The organism is Ruegeria sp. L12, assembly GCF_056531745.1.
In genome coordinates this window covers 1-16,158 of sequence record NZ_JBQFMH010000022.1, presented here as the reverse complement: position 1 = coordinate 16,158, position 16,158 = coordinate 1, and the positions used below count along the sequence as shown (strand labels likewise).

Below are 16,158 nucleotides of genomic sequence, written 5' to 3'. Positions count from 1 at the left end.
GTCACCCATCCGGCAGGGAGAACCCCTGCCTCAGAAACTCTGCCCGCGCCGCATCCCCTTGCAGATAGGTCAGAAACGCTTGCGCTTCGGGGCCTGCGGATACGGTCAGCGCTGCAGGATAGACAATCGCCGGATGGAACTCTGCCGGGATGGTCCCAACAACCCCGACCCGCCCCTCGGCCATTGCATCCGAGCGATAGACGATCCCCAATGGCGCCGCGCCCGCGGCCACCAGCGCCAGGGCGGCGCGCACGTTGTCTGTCTGGGCGATCTGGTCCTTAACATCGCCCCAAAGGCCCAGCCCCTGCAACGCCGCCTTGCCGTAGATCCCCGCAGGCACCGCATCGACCAGCGCCATCGCCAGATACCCGTCGTTCAGTCGGGCGACCAGATCAAACCCGGCCTCAATCTCGGCGGTTGCTGCACCCGGCGCACCAATCAACACCAGCCCGTTCCCCAGCAAATCCACGCGCGAAGCATTCGCGATCAGATCCTCGTTCTGCAGCACATCCATCCAGTCCCGGTTGGCCGAGATGAACAGGTCCGCAGGTGCCCCTGCCTGTATCTGCCGCGCCAGCACCGATGAGGCGGCATAAGACACCGTCACCTGCTGCCCCGTCTCAGCTTCGAACCCGGTCGCGATAACATCGAGCGAGGTCTTGAGACTGGCGGCGGCGAAAACCAGCACGCCCTCGGCCCGAACCGGGGTCGCGATCAACGCGCAAACGGTCAATGCCGCGATCAGACAGCGCATCTTGTGCCTCCGGATCAGAGGGTTGCAATCCCTCTCGGCATATCGGAGGCGGCACGCGACAGGCAAGGCCCTTTGCCCGCACGGACGGAAATACGCCGCAGCTCCGGCGCGCAATTCTGTCGCGATCAGCGCGATGAAAAGGCAATCACGCACGCCGCACACCCTATTGCTTCATTCAGGACCCGGCCCCGCGGCACAAGATATCGAAAGAAATTCTTTCAGACCCTCTTGCACCTGCGCGCACGCTTGTCTAAATCAGCCCCCACGGGTGATTAGCTCAGTTGGTAGAGCGCTTCGTTTACACCGAAGATGTCGGGAGTTCGAGTCTCTCATCACCCACCATCCTTTCCCTGCAATGTAGCAATGTCTTACGCGATCAGCGCTTCTTGTCGTGTTGCGCCGAATACTGTGTCCATAGCTCCTCAGCAGCACTTAAACGGAAAAGATGTCCTCAACACAGGTGATATGGGCCATGGCAACACTCGCAATACGGCGATGCGCATCACTCCGAAACCTGACAAAACGCTGACACTTACCTTCACGCTGTTGAAAGGCCCGATGTGCTACCAGAAACCTGAGGCGTGCTTCAGGCATGCCGGGAACAATGAATGAAGGAACGAGCAAATGACTGAGAAAACAGAAAAAACGCTCTCCCGACGCAAAGCACTGACCAGGATTGGCGGGCTGGCCCTGGCAGCCTACACGGTACCCGCGCTGACCCCGCTTTCTATGGCACATGCCTCATCGGGCTCAAGCGGCGGCTCCGGAGGGGGCTCGGGTGGTGGTTCGGGCGGCGGCTCGGGTGGTGGTTCGGGCGGCGCATCCGGCGGCCGTTCGAGCGGCTCAAGCGGCGGTTCGGGCGCGTCGGGATCCAGCGGGGCCAGCGCGGGAAGCGCACCATCAAAGGCCAGCGCAGCATCAAAGGCCAGCACAGCCTCGGTAGCCAGCGCAGCCTCGGTGGCCAGTGGAGCCAGCAGACCGAAAACGATCACACGTGCGGAATGCGAGGGCGGCGGCGGAACAGTTGTCGACCGTGGCGACGGGGTTTCGGTGTGCAGCTGACAAGCTGATCGAAGTTTGCCTTGCGCGACCATCGGCCTGCCCGGGTATGACAAACGGGCGGGCCGGATTGCGTTGAAGCATGGGGGAAATTCGCTAGCATGAAAGCCGGCAACCTGGGAACGGAACGTGACTGAAACGCAGCATGTGCATTTTGAGGGGTTAGACCATCCGATCGCGCTTGAAGGGCGCTCAACGATCGCGGCGATGATGTCGACAATCCTGACGGCATGGCCGCACCGGATAGAGCCCGCCAAATCTGACCTGGAGGCATTCGTGACGATACGCGCTGCCCCAAAGAAACGATGGGAAGTGACTTGCGCGGACGCGCCCGACTCGCCCCGGATCTGGAACGAGGTAAACGCGCTGTGCGATGTTGTGGCCGAAATGGCATGGGAGCGATTGCGCTCTGATCCCCGCCTGCTCTGCCTGCATACTGCTGCGATTGATTTCGGGGGGCGTCTGGTGGTGTTCCCCAATGCCCGGCGGGCGGGAAAGAGTACGCTCGCCATCGCTCTGGCGCGCCAGGGATTGCCGCTCTACACAGACGATTTTTTGCCTATACGGGTTGATGATGTCACCCGCGAATGCGTCGGCATCGCAAACGGGGTTCTGCCGCGCCTCCGCCTGCCCTTGCCAGAGGGGTTCAGCGAGGCCTTTCACACATGGGTTGCCGACAACAAGGGGCCTTCAAACCGTCAATACAAATATCTTGTGGACCTGCCGATCGCACCCTGGGGCGCGCAGCTTCCACTGGGTGCAGTGGTCGTACTGGATCGCCGCGACACTCCGATCCGCCCCGAACTGAACGCAATCGCGCAAGAAGACGCACTTGCCGGTCTCATCACCCAAAATTTCGCACGCACCCGCCATGCGGGCGCAATTCTCAGCTCGATCGAATTGCTTTCACGGCACTTGCCAATCTATCGCCTCAGTTATCACAGCGCCGAAGAAGCGGCGGATTATCTCGCGTCCCATCCCGACCTTGCCGCCCTTCCGGTCGCCCGGATTGCCGATGTCATGCAGGACGCCCGGCAGGCTCCGCTGGATCTCGTGGAGCGGAAGACCGGGGAATTCCTGCCCGAAAAACACTATCTACAGGTCCCTGGCGTGACGCAGACCCAGGCCGGAGAAGACCGCTTTCTGGCCGATCAGGATGGGATTGGCATTTTCCGGCTGAATCCCATGTCATCGGCGATCTGGGGGCTGCTGGAAGAGCCCACCGATCTGGCTGAGATCGTGGACATCCTGACAGCGGCCTTTCCGGATGTCGCTCCCGAACAGATTTTTTCAGATTGCGACCGGCTGATGCGTGATCTGGCCAAAGCCCATCTGATCAGCCCTGCAACGGAGGGTGTCATTGCCCGATGAGCCGGGCAAAACGCATATCCCGCAGGGCGGCGCTGGCCCGCCTGGGCATGGGCGCCGCAGCAGCCTACATAGCGCCCGCACTGCTAGGGATAAGCCAGACACAAGCGTCGGCGGGCTCGGCTGCCAGCGGTTCATCAGGGTCCAGCGGCTCATCAGGCTCCAGCGGATCGTCTGGCTCCAGCGGATCGTCAGGGTCCAGCGGATCATCGGGCGCGAGCGGTGCTTCAGGGTCCAGCGGTGCATCCGGCGCCAGCAGTGCATCGGGGTCGTCCGGTGCCAGCCGGCCAAGCGGCCCGTCGCAGTCAGGTTCCTCGCGCCAGAGCGGCGCCTCAAACCGGCCAAGCGGGCCAAGCGGGCCGGGTACGTGCCGCCGCTCATCCATGTCGGGTGGCGCCCAGATTTCACGTCAGGATTATAAACGTGCGCAACGCGCCATCGCGCGCGGCGATGCACGACCATTACAGGAGGTTCTTGGCAAAGTTCAGGCCCGGCATCCGGGCAGATTGTTACAGGTCGGATTTTCCGACAATCGCGGCAGGCCGATATTCCAGGTGCTGATCGTTGACCCGAAAGGGGCGGTAGTTTCAGTCACAGTCGATGCGGGCTCGAGCCTGATCCTGAACGTACGGGCGTGTTAGATGCGTATTCTGATCGTAGAAGATGAACACAAGATCGCCGAACTGATCGCTGATGTCCTTGAAGGCGAGGGGCTGATCCCCGAGATTGCCCGCGATGGCGAAGAAGGCTGGTTTCTGGGTAGTACCGAAAGCTACGCCGCCGCGATTCTGGACATCGGCCTGCCCAAGCGCGACGGCCTGTCGGTCTTGCGCAATTGGCGCAACGAGGGGCTTGACCTGCCCGTCATCCTGCTGACAGCGCGCGCAAACTGGAACGAACGCGTCGAAGGTATCGACGCAGGCGCCGACGATTATCTGGGCAAGCCGTTTCAGATGGAAGAACTCGTCGCCCGCCTGCGCGCAGTGATGCGTCGCTCAGGCGGGCAGAAGGCCACGACACTCGAGTCCGGGGCGCTCAGGCTCGATCTGCGGCAGATGCGGGTTTCGATCGACGGGCTGCCCCTGAAGGTCACACCTCTGGAATACCGGCTGCTGAACTACCTGATGCATCATCGCGGGCGGGTGGTGACCCACGAGGAACTGCTCGAAAATATCTACTATCGCGATCAGGAACCCGACAGCAATGCGATTGAAGTTCTTGTGGGCCGCCTGCGCCGCAAGATCGGCGGAGGCGTCATCGAAACGCGCCGGGGATTCGGATATATTATCGCCGAGGACGAAACATGAAGATGTCGCTGAGCCTGCGCCTGTTGCTTGCGGCTGCGCTGGCCACGACTCTGGCGCTGGCGGCGACGGCTATCGTCTTCAACATCCTGTTCCGGCTTTATTTCGAACATCGCTCCCGTGAGGAACTGGAGACATATCTGACCGTACTGAGCGGCAATGTCGGAGTGAACGCCGAGGGCGACATCGAGGTCGCACCCATTTCGGATCCCCGGTTCGAGCAGCCTGTTTCAGGGTATTACTGGCAGGTTCAGATCGATGATGGCGAACCACTCCTGTCGCCGTCGTTCTGGTCCGCTCCGCTGACGCTGATGCGCCCGCAGACACCGGGGGTGATCACCTTTGCAGATGTCACGATCAACCCGGATGAGGCCGTGGCGGTCGCAAGCTGGGTAATAACCCTGGGCGAGGTTGAGTCGCGCCGCGAGGTCTTTCTGGCGGTAGCCATCGACCGGGCGGATCTGGATGTCTCGGTGTCCCGGTTTACGATGAACTCAATCATTTGGCTTGCGGTGTTGGGCCTGTTTCTGCTGGTTGCAAGCTGGATTCAGGTCCGGTTGGGGCTGAAGCCGCTGCAGAAGGTTCGATCCGAAGTCGGCCGTGTCTCGCGATCACAGGACGGGCGACTGTCTTCAGACTATCCCACCGAAGTCCTGCCGCTTGTCGACGAGGTGAACCAATTGCTCGATGCCAATGCCGCGGCGTTGGTACGGGCACGATCACGCGCGGGCAACCTGGCCCATGGACTGAAGACACCTCTGACGATCATGCACGGGATCGAGCGTAAAATGCGCAAGTCCGGGCAGGATGGTCTGGCCGACGACCTGATAACGGAAATCACTGCCATACAGCACATCGTCGAACGTGAGCTGGCATCGAGCCGCGACAGCCAGCAGGTGCGGCAACGCTCGGACGCCAGTGCAATCGTGGCGCGTCTGCACCGCACACTTGGCCGCCAACCCGGTGCCGAACATATCCGGTGGGATATCGACGTGCCCGCCTCCCTTCACCTGCCGTTCGACGAGTTCGACCTGACCGAGCTTCTGGGCAATCTCCTGGACAATGCCGTAAAATGGTCGGAGAGCAGGATCTCCATACGGGGCAGGCAAGATGGCGCTTCCGCGATGTTGACCATCGAGGACGATGGCCCCGGCATCCCAAAGTCAGAACGCGACATAGCGCTCGAACGCGGAGCCCGGCTTGATCCGGAACAACCGGGTGCCGGTCTTGGGCTGAGCATCGCCCGACGCATGGCACGGGCCCATGGCTGCACCCTGACTCTGGATCGGTCCACGCTTGGAGGCTTGGAAGTGCGCCTGACATGGCCTTTGTCCGACCTTACGGACCCTGCCTGATCAAATCTCCGCACGACTGGCTTCCGATTACGCGTCTGAGGCAAGAGCCATACGTCGGGAGATTGCTTCTGGTCAGCGCAAATTCTCCCTCCAAACGCGGCGGCTACTTCAACCCAACATCTTTTCCGGGATACAGATCATCTAAACGCCAAAGGCGCCAAGGTTTTTTTGAGAACCATGCTAAGCTTCTGCTTTGACCAGAGGAACGCGCCGTCCTGACCCGCCCTACCGGCAGAACCGGCTCAGGACATTGCGGGTGATGACCTCGACCTGACGGTCGTGTCGCATCAGCCCGGCGACCCATTCGCAGGTGCCGGCGCAAAACACCTCACCTTCTCCGCTTTGCCAGTAAACGATCGCGCCGTTGCCGCGGCTGGATTTGTCCAGTGTCTTCGCCGTCAGCTCACCATACAGGACCTGCGCCTTGAACGCGGCATCCGCGCCGCCGATATAGAGTGTTTCTCCCCAATGGGAAAAATCGGCCTCGATATTGGTGGCCAGCCCAAGCGCAATAATCTCGACCGATTTATCCGTGCCATCCCGGCCTGTCGGGAACGGCAGACCGTCGTCAAAGGTGAAATCCACCCCGTCCACCTCATACCCAAATATCCGGGATTCAGCGCCCAACTGGTCGCCATACCCAAGCCGCGCCCCCTGCAAAGCCCAATGATCAGGCCGGTAGACCGTGAACCCGCCGCTGCCCTGACCGACGCAATTGCCGAGCCCGGCATACACGCCTTTCAGCCCGTTCACGCCGAAGGTCCACGCGCCGGGGCGATTGACGGGAGCCGCATCCCAGGCGCCGGTAACCAGATGTGCATCGTTCCCACCCATCAAAGGATCGGCGTCTTTCGCCGTGTATTTATAGCAGACCTGCGTTCGCGCCTGATCCTCCATCCGGGTCTGCCACAGGAAGTTGCCCGCAAAGCGCGCCACTCGACCTCCGCCTTCGACAAAACGGTCGACGCTGTCGCGCATATTTGCGGTCCAGTATTCGTCATGTCCCACGAATACAGCGCATTGGTGGCGGGTCAGCAGGTCCGGCTCCAGCTCCAGATCATGCTGTGTAACAATCTCGAACTCATATCCTTCCGCCTCTGCCCAGCGCGCGAAATGGCGTTCATAGCTGGCCCAACCGGCCGAGGCATATTTCTTGGAATAGCCATAGGCATAAGCCCATTCCATGTAAGGATAACGCACCATGCCATCCGGGTCACTTGGCCGTTCGGTCAGGGCGCGGGGTGCGCCTGCGGGTAGCTTGCAGAACCCGCGAGTCCATGGCCTCTGGTTCGACAGAACGGGCGAAAAGGCGTTGCTTTCCGGCCCCGCGATCCCCTCATAAGCGCTGGACCCGCCCCAGCAATTATAGGCCAGCCAGGTGCCGGTTGCGCAGATCAGCACCATCGGGAGGCGGTCCGCCGAGGCAGCCCGACGGACAAAGATCAGGTGATGCTCTTCGACGGAATCACCCTGACATTCAGCCCGCAGCGTGATCAGATAGGCCCCCGCTTTCCAGTCATCTGGAATGGTTAAGGCATACGAAACCTCCCACCCGCACCCCTGCACCGAGCACTGTTCCGGGGTGTCCTGATGCTGACCCTTCAGATCCGTATCACGATGGACCGGCACATAATCGACGCCATCCCGACCAACCTCCAACGACCAAGTCCGGGCCGTGGTCGAGACGCGCAACTCGACGCTGTCTCCGGGGCGGTAGGTGTAGCGGTCGGTATACCCCCAGATCTCCAGCACCCGATCATCTCTGGCCGGGCCGATATAATAGTGATCCAGAATGTGGCGCGCACGGGCGCGGGTGCGTGGGGTGATCGCGGGACCAGCGCCTTCATGTTCCGGGTTAATCACGTTATTCATGCTGCCGCTCCGTAGACGTTCCGGCGCTTTCACTGGTCATCAACGACCCCTTTTCGCACCGCAATCCGTTCTGTTTCAAGCATATGGCAACGCGCCTTTGCCTGACGCAAGAGCGATTGGGAATTCACCCTGAATGCGCTTCCTTCGTTCTCCTCTGCGACATCGCGATGTCGCGGGGGGGTTATACACACGCAACGCCCCGCGATAGCCGTTGGCTATGTTACGCGCTTTGAACGAAAACTGGGCTTTGTTTCTGGGCATGCTCATGCTGATGGTCGCCAATGGCCTTCTGGCGACATTGCTGACCATTCGGGGGGCGAGCCTTGGGTTCAGCGACTTTACCATCTCGATCATGCAGGCCAGCTATCCGCTGGGCGCATTGGCCGGCACGGCGCTGGCGCCGAGGCTGGTTGAAAACGTCGGTCATATTCGGGCGTTTTCCGCCCTTGCATCGCTGGTTTCAATCGCCGCAATCGTTCATCTGCTGACCAGCGACGCCGTCAGTTGGAGCGTGATGCGATTTCTCGGCGGGTTCTGCTATCCCGGCCTTTATGTGATCACCGAAAGCTGGCTGAACGCAAAATCCGACAACAGCATACGTGCGCAGGTCCTGTCGCTCTATTTCATCATTCAGCTTGCCGGACCGGCTTTGGGAACAGCGCTTGTCGGCTTTCCCGACCCGACCGGCAACCTGCTGTTCGGGGTCGTCTCGATCCTGATCTCACTGTCAATCGTGCCGCTTCTGCTGTCGGGCAACAAAGCACCGGATTACACCGCGCCCGAGCGTATGCCGGTGACCCGGCTCTACAAGGTCTCGCCTGTTGCGGTTCTTGGCATAATCATTGTCAGCATCGGCGTTTCGGCGTCCTACATCACCTTGCCCCTCTATGCGCTGCAGCAGGGTTTCACGGCGGCGCTGGCCTCGGGGGCGCTGGTGGCCGCCCTGATCGCCGGTGCCATTGTTCAATATCCCGTCGGCTGGATTTCCGATCATACCGACAGACGTTATGTGGTCATCGGCTTGGGAGTAGTGACGGCGCTTGCGTCGTTCTGGATGGCCATCGACACCTCACCATCGAACATCGTCATCGGTTTTGTTCTGGTGGCGATCGGGCTTTACCCGGCTTATTCCATCCTGACCGCGCATGCGAATGACCAGTTGAAACTGTCCCAGATCGTGCCCGCCAGTGGCACCATGGTGTTGCTGTTGAACGTGGGCCTGCTGATCGGAACGATATTGGGTCCGAACTCGATCACGCTGCTGGGCGGCAGAGGTCTGCAGGTTTTGCTGGCAGTTATCGGCCTGTCCGTGGCGCTGGTCGCAATCATTCGGCGCTATCAGGTCGAGGCCCCCACCGAGACCGGAGAGGTCCAGATCGTGGGCGTCATCGGAACCGGGCAACCGGGGGTCCTGCAGGCCGAGACCCTGGTTCAGGAAGAAGAGGCAAGTGAACGAGAAGGGGCGTCGTAAGCCGCATGTTGCCAGACACTGTTCAAGAATGCACCCGGCCCGATGGCGGATCCTGAGGAGGATTGAAATGACCCGACCCGATGAGAACCTGCGCGCCCTCGCCGCGGATTACTACATCAGCGAGGAGGTTTTTGCCGAAGAGCGCGAGAAGCTGTTTTTCAAGTCCTGGCAATATGCCTGCCATATCAGCGCGCTGGCGGAACCGGGCGATTACGTCGCGACCAGCATTCTGGGCCAGAACGTGTTTGTCGTGCGCGATCAGGACCACGAAATCCGCGCCTATTACAATATCTGCCCGCATCGCGGCCATAAGCTGGTCGAGGGGTCCGGGCAAACCCGCGCCATCGTCTGCCCCTATCACCATTGGAGCTTTTCTCTGGACGGCTCGCTGCGGCACATGCGCAAACGCGACACCAGTTCGGTGCCCGACCAGAAAGAGGTGTGCCTGAACACGGTGCGGGTGGATCGGCTGCTGGATTTCATCTTCGTAAATCTTGACCCCGACGCCCTGCCAATCGCCAAATTCTGGCCGGGGATCGAAGATCAGGTGCGCGAGAAATGCCCGAAGGTGGACAGCTATGTTCTGGGTGAAACCGCCGCCGCCATTCACGAGGTCGACGTAGCCGCCAACTGGAAAATCCAGATCGACAACTATCTGGAATGCCAGCACTGCCGTCATGGCCATATCTCATTTTCGGACATGCTGGACATCAACAACCAGACTTATGAGCTGACCAAAAACGCGGCGTACAACTTCATCCCCGGCAACAGGAAGGCGGACAATCTGGCCTATCCGCTGGATCTGGAACATGACGAAACCGACCTGCATTTCTGGTTCCTGTTCCCCAATATCGGCATCTCGCAATTTGCCGGGCCGGGCAATCTGACCCTGTTCCAGTGGAACCCGATCGGCACCGGTCGCGGGCTGCGCTGGAGCATCAATCTGGAACCGCCCGAGCCCACCGATCCGGGCATGCGGGACCGTCAGGAAAAGCGGGCGATCTGGGGGCGCGACGTGCTGCAACCCGAGGATATCTCGTTCCTGCTGTCAGTGCAGGAAGGCATGAACCAGCGGTGCTTTGATCAGGGTTGGTACATAGTTGACTGGGAAAACATCGAATACTCGGAGGCCATGATGCGTCATTTCCACAATACCTATCTGGAACATATGGGGCGCGCATCCCCAGCCACCGCGCAGGCCGCGGAATGAGCGGGGCAAGACCGCTGGCCGGAGTGCGGGTTCTGGACTTCGGACAATATCTGGCCGGTCCGCTGGTCGGGATGATGCTGGCCGATATGGGGGCAGAAGTGCTGCGCATCGATCCGCCCGGCGGGCCGCGTTGGGATGATCCGGCGGCCGATATGCTGTCGCGCGGCAAGCATGTTCTGGAACTGGACCTGAAAACGGATGCCGGGCAAGCACAGGCGATTGAGCTGGCCAAACGCGCGGACATCGTGATCGAGAACTTCCGCCCCGGCGTCATGGACCGTCTGGGCGTTGGCCCCGATGTATTGCGGCAGGCCAATCCGGGGCTGATCTATCTGGCCCTGCCCGGCTTTGCCTCGACCGACCCGGAACTGGCCGATCTGGCCGCGTGGGAGGCGATCGTCGCCGCCCGCACCGGGCAATTCACCGATATGGGGCTGAACCGCCGCCTGATGGGGATCAAGGCCTCGTTCTCGCCGCTCAACCTCGCCTCGGCCTATGCCGCCACGTTCGGCGCAATGTCCGTTCTGTTCGCGCTGCATTCGCGTGCAAAGACGGGCGGGGATTACATCGAGGTGCCTCTGGCCTCGTCCCTGTTCGAGGGGTTGGTCTATAACCACGAACAGATCGAAGGCTATCCCGACCGCTACAAATCCCCGCGCGAGCTGGAACTGGATCGCCGCGCAAGAACGGGCGAGCCCTGCGATCTGAATTTTTCCGAGCTGTCAGAGTTCCTCGATCCGTTTTATCGCACTTATACCTGTCAGGACGGGCGCGGGTTCTACGTGGTGGCCAGCAGCGTCGCCACCCACCCGGCACGCGTCCTGACGACGCTGGGTCTGGGTCATTTGCTGGATGAGCTTCCGGTGTTCGACCCCTATCTGGACACCAAAGATTGGCCGGATGAATGGACGCTCAGCAACTACCCGGTCGGGGCGCGGGATCGCGCCCGGGTCTCGTCAGCGATGAAGGCTGCGTTTCTGACCAAACCGGCCCATGAATGGGACGTGCTGTTTGGCACGGCCAAGGCTCCGGCAACGGCACAGCGCACAACCAAGGAATGGCTACACGACCCGCATGCCACCGCGTCAGGCCTGATCCTGAGCGTCGATGATCCGAAACACGGGGCGATGCAGCAGATGGGCAACGTGGCCTGGCTGGCCGGGGATGAGGCGGCAGTCGCGAAATCTCCGGCCATCACGGGGGACGCGGCCCGTGATCATGTGGCGCAGATATTGGCCGAACCACCCCGCCCGCATATTGACGCTACCCGGCAGACCGGGTGGCTGGACGGCCTGAAAGTGGTGGACCTGACCAATGTGATCGCCGGGCCGACCATAGCCTCAACTCTGGCACGGTTCGGGGTCGACGTGACCCATGTACAGCCCGTGACACCGTCGGTCGATCCGTGGAACACGGTGGTCTTTGGCCTGCAGGCCAATCGCGGCAAGGAAAGCGTTCTGCTGAACCTGCGCGATGCTGCCGGGCGCGAGGCGTTGAACCGGCTGATCCGCCAGGCGGATGTGATCACCCTGAACGCCACGGATGAACAGCGCGACGGGCTGGGCCTGTCGCCGGACGAGCTTACCGCGATCAACTCCGACGCCATTCTGGTGCAGCTGGACGCCTTCGGTGGGCCGATGCGCGGGCCGAAATCGGACCATCTGGGCTATGACGATCTGGCGCAGGCGGCATCGGGGATCATGATCCGCTTTGGCGGCGGCATGGACACCCCCGAGGAACACGCCCATGCCGGCACTATCGACGTTCTGGCCGGTCTGACCGCCTGCGTTTCGCTGGGAGCTGCCTTGATCCAGAAACAGGCAACCGGGGTCGCGGATATCGCGCGATCATCTCTGGCAGCGGCAGGCGGCATGATACAGGCGCAGTTCATGTATGATTTTGCCGAACGCGCACCCTTTGACGAAGCATCAGGGCGCGCTGCATTGGGTGCGGGTCCGTACTATCATTGCTATCAGGCCTCGGACGGCTGGTTCTTCTGGGCCGCCCCCAAAGACGGTCCCGACGTCCTGAACGATGTGGCCGAACTTGCCGATCTCACTGCGCTTCCCAATGACGCGCTACAAGAGCAACTCAGCCACCGCTTCAAATCGCAGACCATCGCGCACTGGTCCGGGTGCCTGAACCGGGGATCAAGCGCCGTTGTGCCTTTGGCCTCGATGCTGGAGACGCGCGATCAGTCGCTGCAACTGGAAAGCGGCGGGGATGTGGACATTCAGAAGGCAACATACCGCGCCGTGCGCCATGACACCCACGCCATGGGCCGATGGTGCGACCTTGCCGCCCCGAATGCAGTCCGGACCTCAAATGCGGCCATCTCCATACCCGGGCCCGCGCCGAAATTTGGTGACAGCACAATCCCTATTCTGACCAGGATCGGGTATTCGGAGGCCGAGATACAAGAGATGCTGACAAACCAATCAGCCGCAATCAGCTGGTCCGCGCGCTTTCTGCCGGAGTGATTTGCCTAAAACAGCTGGGTTTCCTTGGGCAACTGCGCAAGGGAACCCGGTTACTGTGCGTGAAATCAGCCCAGCCCGTAATTTCGCGCCTTAGCTCTCAGGCTTTTGCTGGCAATCCCTGAAGGACTCGAACCCTCAACCTGCTGATTAGAAGTCTTACGGGCGCATTTTCTATCAGTCGCGATGCTCCTCTTTTTGTTCATATTTTGTTGGCATATTTGAACCTAAAGTGTGAATTGATTTCGATCGAGCACTAGCAAATTCGAGCAATTTTGCTTACCTTTTGCTTAACTTTTTTATATCGATCCAAACAATGCCCACTGCACGTCTGGCCAAATCACGCATCGATGACATCACCGCGAGTAATCGGGATACGATTTACTGGGACGAAGGTCTTCCCGGTTTTGGCGTGCGCGTGAAGACCACAGGCGTGAAGAGCTTCGTTGTTCAATACCGGAACAGACAGACCGGACGTTCAAAGCGAAAAACACTCGGTCGGTACGTTCTTCAATGTCCCTGTAAGTGGCGCGAGACATGGCACGGTCGCTTCTAGCCGACGTGATCCGGGGGGACGACCCCGTAGCCAATGCCCAAGCGGTTCGACGCTCGCCAGACGTTACCGAACTGGCCAAGCTGTATTTGACAGAACACGCTGTTCCAAAGAAACGGCAGAGCAGCGTTCGAAACGATCAATCTATGTTGGATGGGTATATTTTGCCCAAGCTGGGCAAACTTCGTGTTATTGAAGTCGCCAATAAAGATATTCAAAAGCTCCACGATCAAATGCGGGAAACGCCTTACCAAGCCAATCGTACGCTAGCCCTGCTGTCAAAGATGTTCGAACTGTCTGTGCGTTGGGGCATGCGCTCCGACAACCCAGCTCGTGGAGTTGAGAAGTTCCCAGAAGAGAAACTGGATCGTTGGCTATCGGATGAAGAGTTGAGCAGATTGTTGGCTGCACTCGCCGAGCATCCCAACAAAATCGCAGCCGATGCCATCCGGTTACAACTCTTGACGGGCGCGCGTATCGGCGAGGTGCTGACTGCAAAATGGACAGATTTCGACATTGAGCGCGGTGTCTGGACGAAGCCATCGCATCACACATAGCAAAAGCGCAGAGAACATTTGCCGCTTTCATCTGCCGCCTGCGAACTATTGAATCGTATGAGGGGCGCGAAAGGCGCAAAAAGCGCGTGGCTATTCCCAGGTCGATCGCCCGAGCACCCCTACAAGGACCTCAAGGCATTTTGGCGATCCGTGACACAAGCGGCAGATCTCAAAGATTACCAGATACACGACAATCGCCACACCCATGCATCCCACCTAGTTTCCAGTGGCTTGAGTTTGCCTATTTTTGGCCGCCTTCTGGGCCATATCAACCCGTCGACGACACAACGATATGCGCACTTAGCGGATGATCCGCTGCGACAGGCTGCAGAGATCATTGGAGACAAGATCAAAGACCAGGACGCTGAGGCGTAAGGAACACTAACCAGTGGTCAGATCGTCCGAGTGGCAATATTGCTGCGCGGGCGCTCACTAACTTCAACGTCCGCAATACGTTGAAACACGGACATCTGACAGAAAGGCCCAGATGGCCGCGTTGAGCCCAAACTGGACACTGGTTCGCTATGCAGCATTCATCAATTTGGGCATATTTCGTTGAAAAACTCCTGCTTGATCGAGACGTCGGTCGCTGTTTCAATTCTCTCAACGAGCGGGAGGATCAGCCATGATGGGACCGAGACAGGAAGCGCAGGCGGCATTGTTTAATGAGTTCTCGTTGGACGACCATGTTCCCCAGGATCACCTGCTTCGGTCGATTGACCGCATTGTTGATCTGAGCAGCATGCGCGCGCATTTGGCAGATTTCTACAGCCACACGGGCCGTCCTTCAGTCGATCCTGAGCTGCTGATCAGAATGCTGTTGGTGGGCTACTGCTTTGGCATTCGTTCAGAACGGCGATTGTGTGAAGAGGTATATCTTAATCTGGCGTATCGCTGGTTCTGTCGCCTCGATCTCAACGACCGGGTTCCTGATCATTCGACCTTCTCAAAGAACCGGCACGGGCGTTTCCGTGAGAGCGAACTGCTCCGCCATCTGTTCGAGACAACCGTCGCCCGTTGTATCACAGAAGGCCTCGTGAGTGGCCAGCGCATGGCGGTGGATGCCAGCTTGATCGAGGCTGACGCAAACAAGCAGAACTCAACCGCGAAGGAGAAATGGGATGTGTCCGAAATTGATCGTGCGGATGCGCCACGCGCTGTTCGGGAATATCTCGATACACTGGATGAGGCAGCTTCTGGTGCCGCGATGCCAGTCAAACCCAAGTTCACGTCCCATTCTGACCCGGCCAGCCAATGGACGGCGGCCCGCAAAGGCCCAGCGTTCTTTAGCTATTCCGATAACTATCTGATCGACACCGATCACGGCGTCATCGTTGATGTGGAAGCGACGCGTTCCATCCGTCAGGCAGAGGTTGGTTCAACAAAAACGATGCTGAAGCGTGTAAAAGACAAGTTCGATTTGCATCCCGAGCGCCTGATCGCTGACACCGCTTACGGGTCAGGTCCAATGCTCGGATGGCTGGTTGACCAAAAGACCGCACCGCATATTCCGGTGATCGACAAGGCCGGGCGCACAGACAGCACATGGTCCCGCGCCGACTTCGAATGGGATGCCGCAAACAACCAATACATCTGCCCTGAGGGCGAGGCCCTCAAGCAATTTCGAAGGAACTACTCCGACCCGAAACGAGGCCCCACGGGCAAAGGCGTCGCAAAATACCAAGCTTTGAAACACACCTGCCAGGCCTGTCCATCAAAAGCCAAATGCTGCCCTAATGCCGATGCGCGCAAGATTACTCGCGAAGAACACGAAGACGCTCGACAAGTCGCCCTCGATATCGCCAAGACCCGCCAGTACGACATCTCAATGAAGCTTCGAAAGAAGGTCGAGATGCTCTTCGCCCACCTCAAGCGTATCCTCGGGTTGGGCCGTCTCCGATTACGCGGACCATGCGGCGCAAATGACGAACTCCTCCTCGCCGCCACCGCCCAAAACCTCCGCAAATTGGCCAAGATCTTTCCTGCACCGCAGCAAACGCGCAAAGCCTGACCAGAAAGGCGCTCGCGCTCTGTTCAGCGCATCACTTTCTGCGTCGGCAACACGTTGTTTTTCAACAGAATCGGCTTATTTCGTTGAAAAACTCGCCCTTGATCGAGGGCTGAACTGCTGATTCAATTCCTGTAGTGTAGGGGAGGATCAGCCATGATGGGACCAAG

14 protein-coding genes and 1 tRNA gene are annotated in these 16,158 nt (G+C 59.6%); 11 read left to right on the top strand and 4 right to left on the bottom strand.

Annotation, left to right across the window (positions count from 1 at the left end; translation table 11 throughout):
• Position 1: 1 nt before the first annotated feature.
• Complete coding sequence (gene modA, locus ACR0K9_RS20100; protein WP_480825802.1) at positions 2–754, bottom strand: molybdate ABC transporter substrate-binding protein; 753 nt, start codon at positions 752–754, stop codon at positions 2–4.
• A 266-nt stretch (positions 755–1,020) separates the two neighbouring features.
• Here modA and ACR0K9_RS20095 point away from each other — a divergent pair.
• Positions 1,021–1,096: transfer RNA gene (locus tag ACR0K9_RS20095), tRNA-Val, on the top strand.
• A 356-nt stretch (positions 1,097–1,452) separates the two neighbouring features.
• On the opposite strand, the gene ACR0K9_RS20090 is transcribed toward ACR0K9_RS20095, so the two are convergent.
• Entirely contained in the window at positions 1,453–1,746 is a 294-nt protein-coding gene (locus tag ACR0K9_RS20090; RefSeq protein WP_480825800.1) for a hypothetical protein, read from the bottom strand.
• A 196-nt stretch (positions 1,747–1,942) separates the two neighbouring features.
• Here ACR0K9_RS20090 and ACR0K9_RS20085 point away from each other — a divergent pair, with 196 nt between their 5' ends.
• Complete coding sequence (locus ACR0K9_RS20085) at positions 1,943–3,184, top strand: PqqD family protein (RefSeq protein ID WP_480825798.1); 1,242 nt, start codon at positions 1,943–1,945, stop codon at positions 3,182–3,184.
• A 64-nt stretch (positions 3,185–3,248) separates the two neighbouring features.
• Here the strand turns inward: ACR0K9_RS20085 and ACR0K9_RS20080 are convergent, their stop codons facing one another.
• Entirely contained in the window at positions 3,249–3,566 is a 318-nt protein-coding gene (locus ACR0K9_RS20080; RefSeq protein ID WP_480825796.1) for a hypothetical protein, read from the bottom strand.
• A gap of 256 nt (positions 3,567–3,822) precedes the next feature.
• Between ACR0K9_RS20080 and ACR0K9_RS20075 the strand changes: the two genes are divergently transcribed.
• Positions 3,823–4,488 (top strand): response regulator transcription factor, encoded by a 666-nt coding sequence (locus ACR0K9_RS20075; RefSeq protein ID WP_480825794.1) that lies wholly within the window; start codon positions 3,823–3,825, stop codon positions 4,486–4,488.
• Positions 4,485–5,840: a sensor histidine kinase gene (locus tag ACR0K9_RS20070; protein ID WP_480825792.1), complete on the top strand. Its 1,356-nt coding sequence runs from the start codon at positions 4,485–4,487 to the stop codon at positions 5,838–5,840. The genes ACR0K9_RS20075 and ACR0K9_RS20070 overlap by 4 nt, the downstream gene beginning before the upstream one ends.
• 225 nt (positions 5,841–6,065) lie before the next feature.
• Here ACR0K9_RS20070 and ACR0K9_RS20065 read toward each other — a convergent pair whose 3' ends face one another.
• The gene (locus ACR0K9_RS20065; RefSeq protein ID WP_480825790.1) at positions 6,066–7,712 is read right to left on the bottom strand and encodes a N,N-dimethylformamidase beta subunit family domain-containing protein; all 1,647 of its coding nucleotides are present in this window, start codon (positions 7,710–7,712) and stop codon (positions 6,066–6,068) included.
• Between the two features lie 217 nt (positions 7,713–7,929).
• Between ACR0K9_RS20065 and ACR0K9_RS20060 the strand changes: the two genes are divergently transcribed.
• From ACR0K9_RS20060 to ACR0K9_RS20030, 7 genes are all read left to right on the top strand, one after another.
• Positions 7,930–9,183: an MFS transporter gene (locus tag ACR0K9_RS20060; RefSeq protein WP_480825788.1), complete on the top strand. Its 1,254-nt coding sequence runs from the start codon at positions 7,930–7,932 to the stop codon at positions 9,181–9,183.
• A gap of 67 nt (positions 9,184–9,250) precedes the next feature.
• Positions 9,251–10,393, top strand: a complete 1,143-nt coding sequence (locus tag ACR0K9_RS20055; RefSeq protein ID WP_480825786.1) for an aromatic ring-hydroxylating oxygenase subunit alpha — start codon at positions 9,251–9,253, stop codon at positions 10,391–10,393.
• Positions 10,390–12,873, top strand: a complete 2,484-nt coding sequence (locus tag ACR0K9_RS20050) for a CoA transferase (protein ID WP_480825784.1) — start codon at positions 10,390–10,392, stop codon at positions 12,871–12,873. Before ACR0K9_RS20055 ends, ACR0K9_RS20050 begins: the two co-directional genes overlap by 4 nt.
• A 313-nt stretch (positions 12,874–13,186) precedes the next feature.
• The gene (locus ACR0K9_RS20045) at positions 13,187–13,426 is read left to right on the top strand and encodes an Arm DNA-binding domain-containing protein (RefSeq protein WP_480825782.1); all 240 of its coding nucleotides are present in this window, start codon (positions 13,187–13,189) and stop codon (positions 13,424–13,426) included.
• Positions 13,408–13,980, top strand: coding sequence for a tyrosine-type recombinase/integrase (locus ACR0K9_RS20040; protein WP_480825780.1), 573 nt, complete (start codon positions 13,408–13,410; stop codon positions 13,978–13,980). The genes ACR0K9_RS20045 and ACR0K9_RS20040 overlap by 19 nt, the downstream gene beginning before the upstream one ends.
• 57 nt (positions 13,981–14,037) lie before the next feature.
• Positions 14,038–14,355 carry a tyrosine-type recombinase/integrase gene (locus ACR0K9_RS20035; protein ID WP_480825828.1) on the top strand — a complete coding sequence of 106 codons (318 nt, stop codon included), beginning with the start codon at positions 14,038–14,040 and terminating at the stop codon, positions 14,353–14,355.
• A 250-nt stretch (positions 14,356–14,605) separates the two neighbouring features.
• Entirely contained in the window at positions 14,606–15,991 is a 1,386-nt protein-coding gene (locus ACR0K9_RS20030; protein ID WP_480825778.1) for an IS1182 family transposase, read from the top strand.
• The last annotated feature ends 167 nt before the right edge of the window (positions 15,992–16,158 follow it).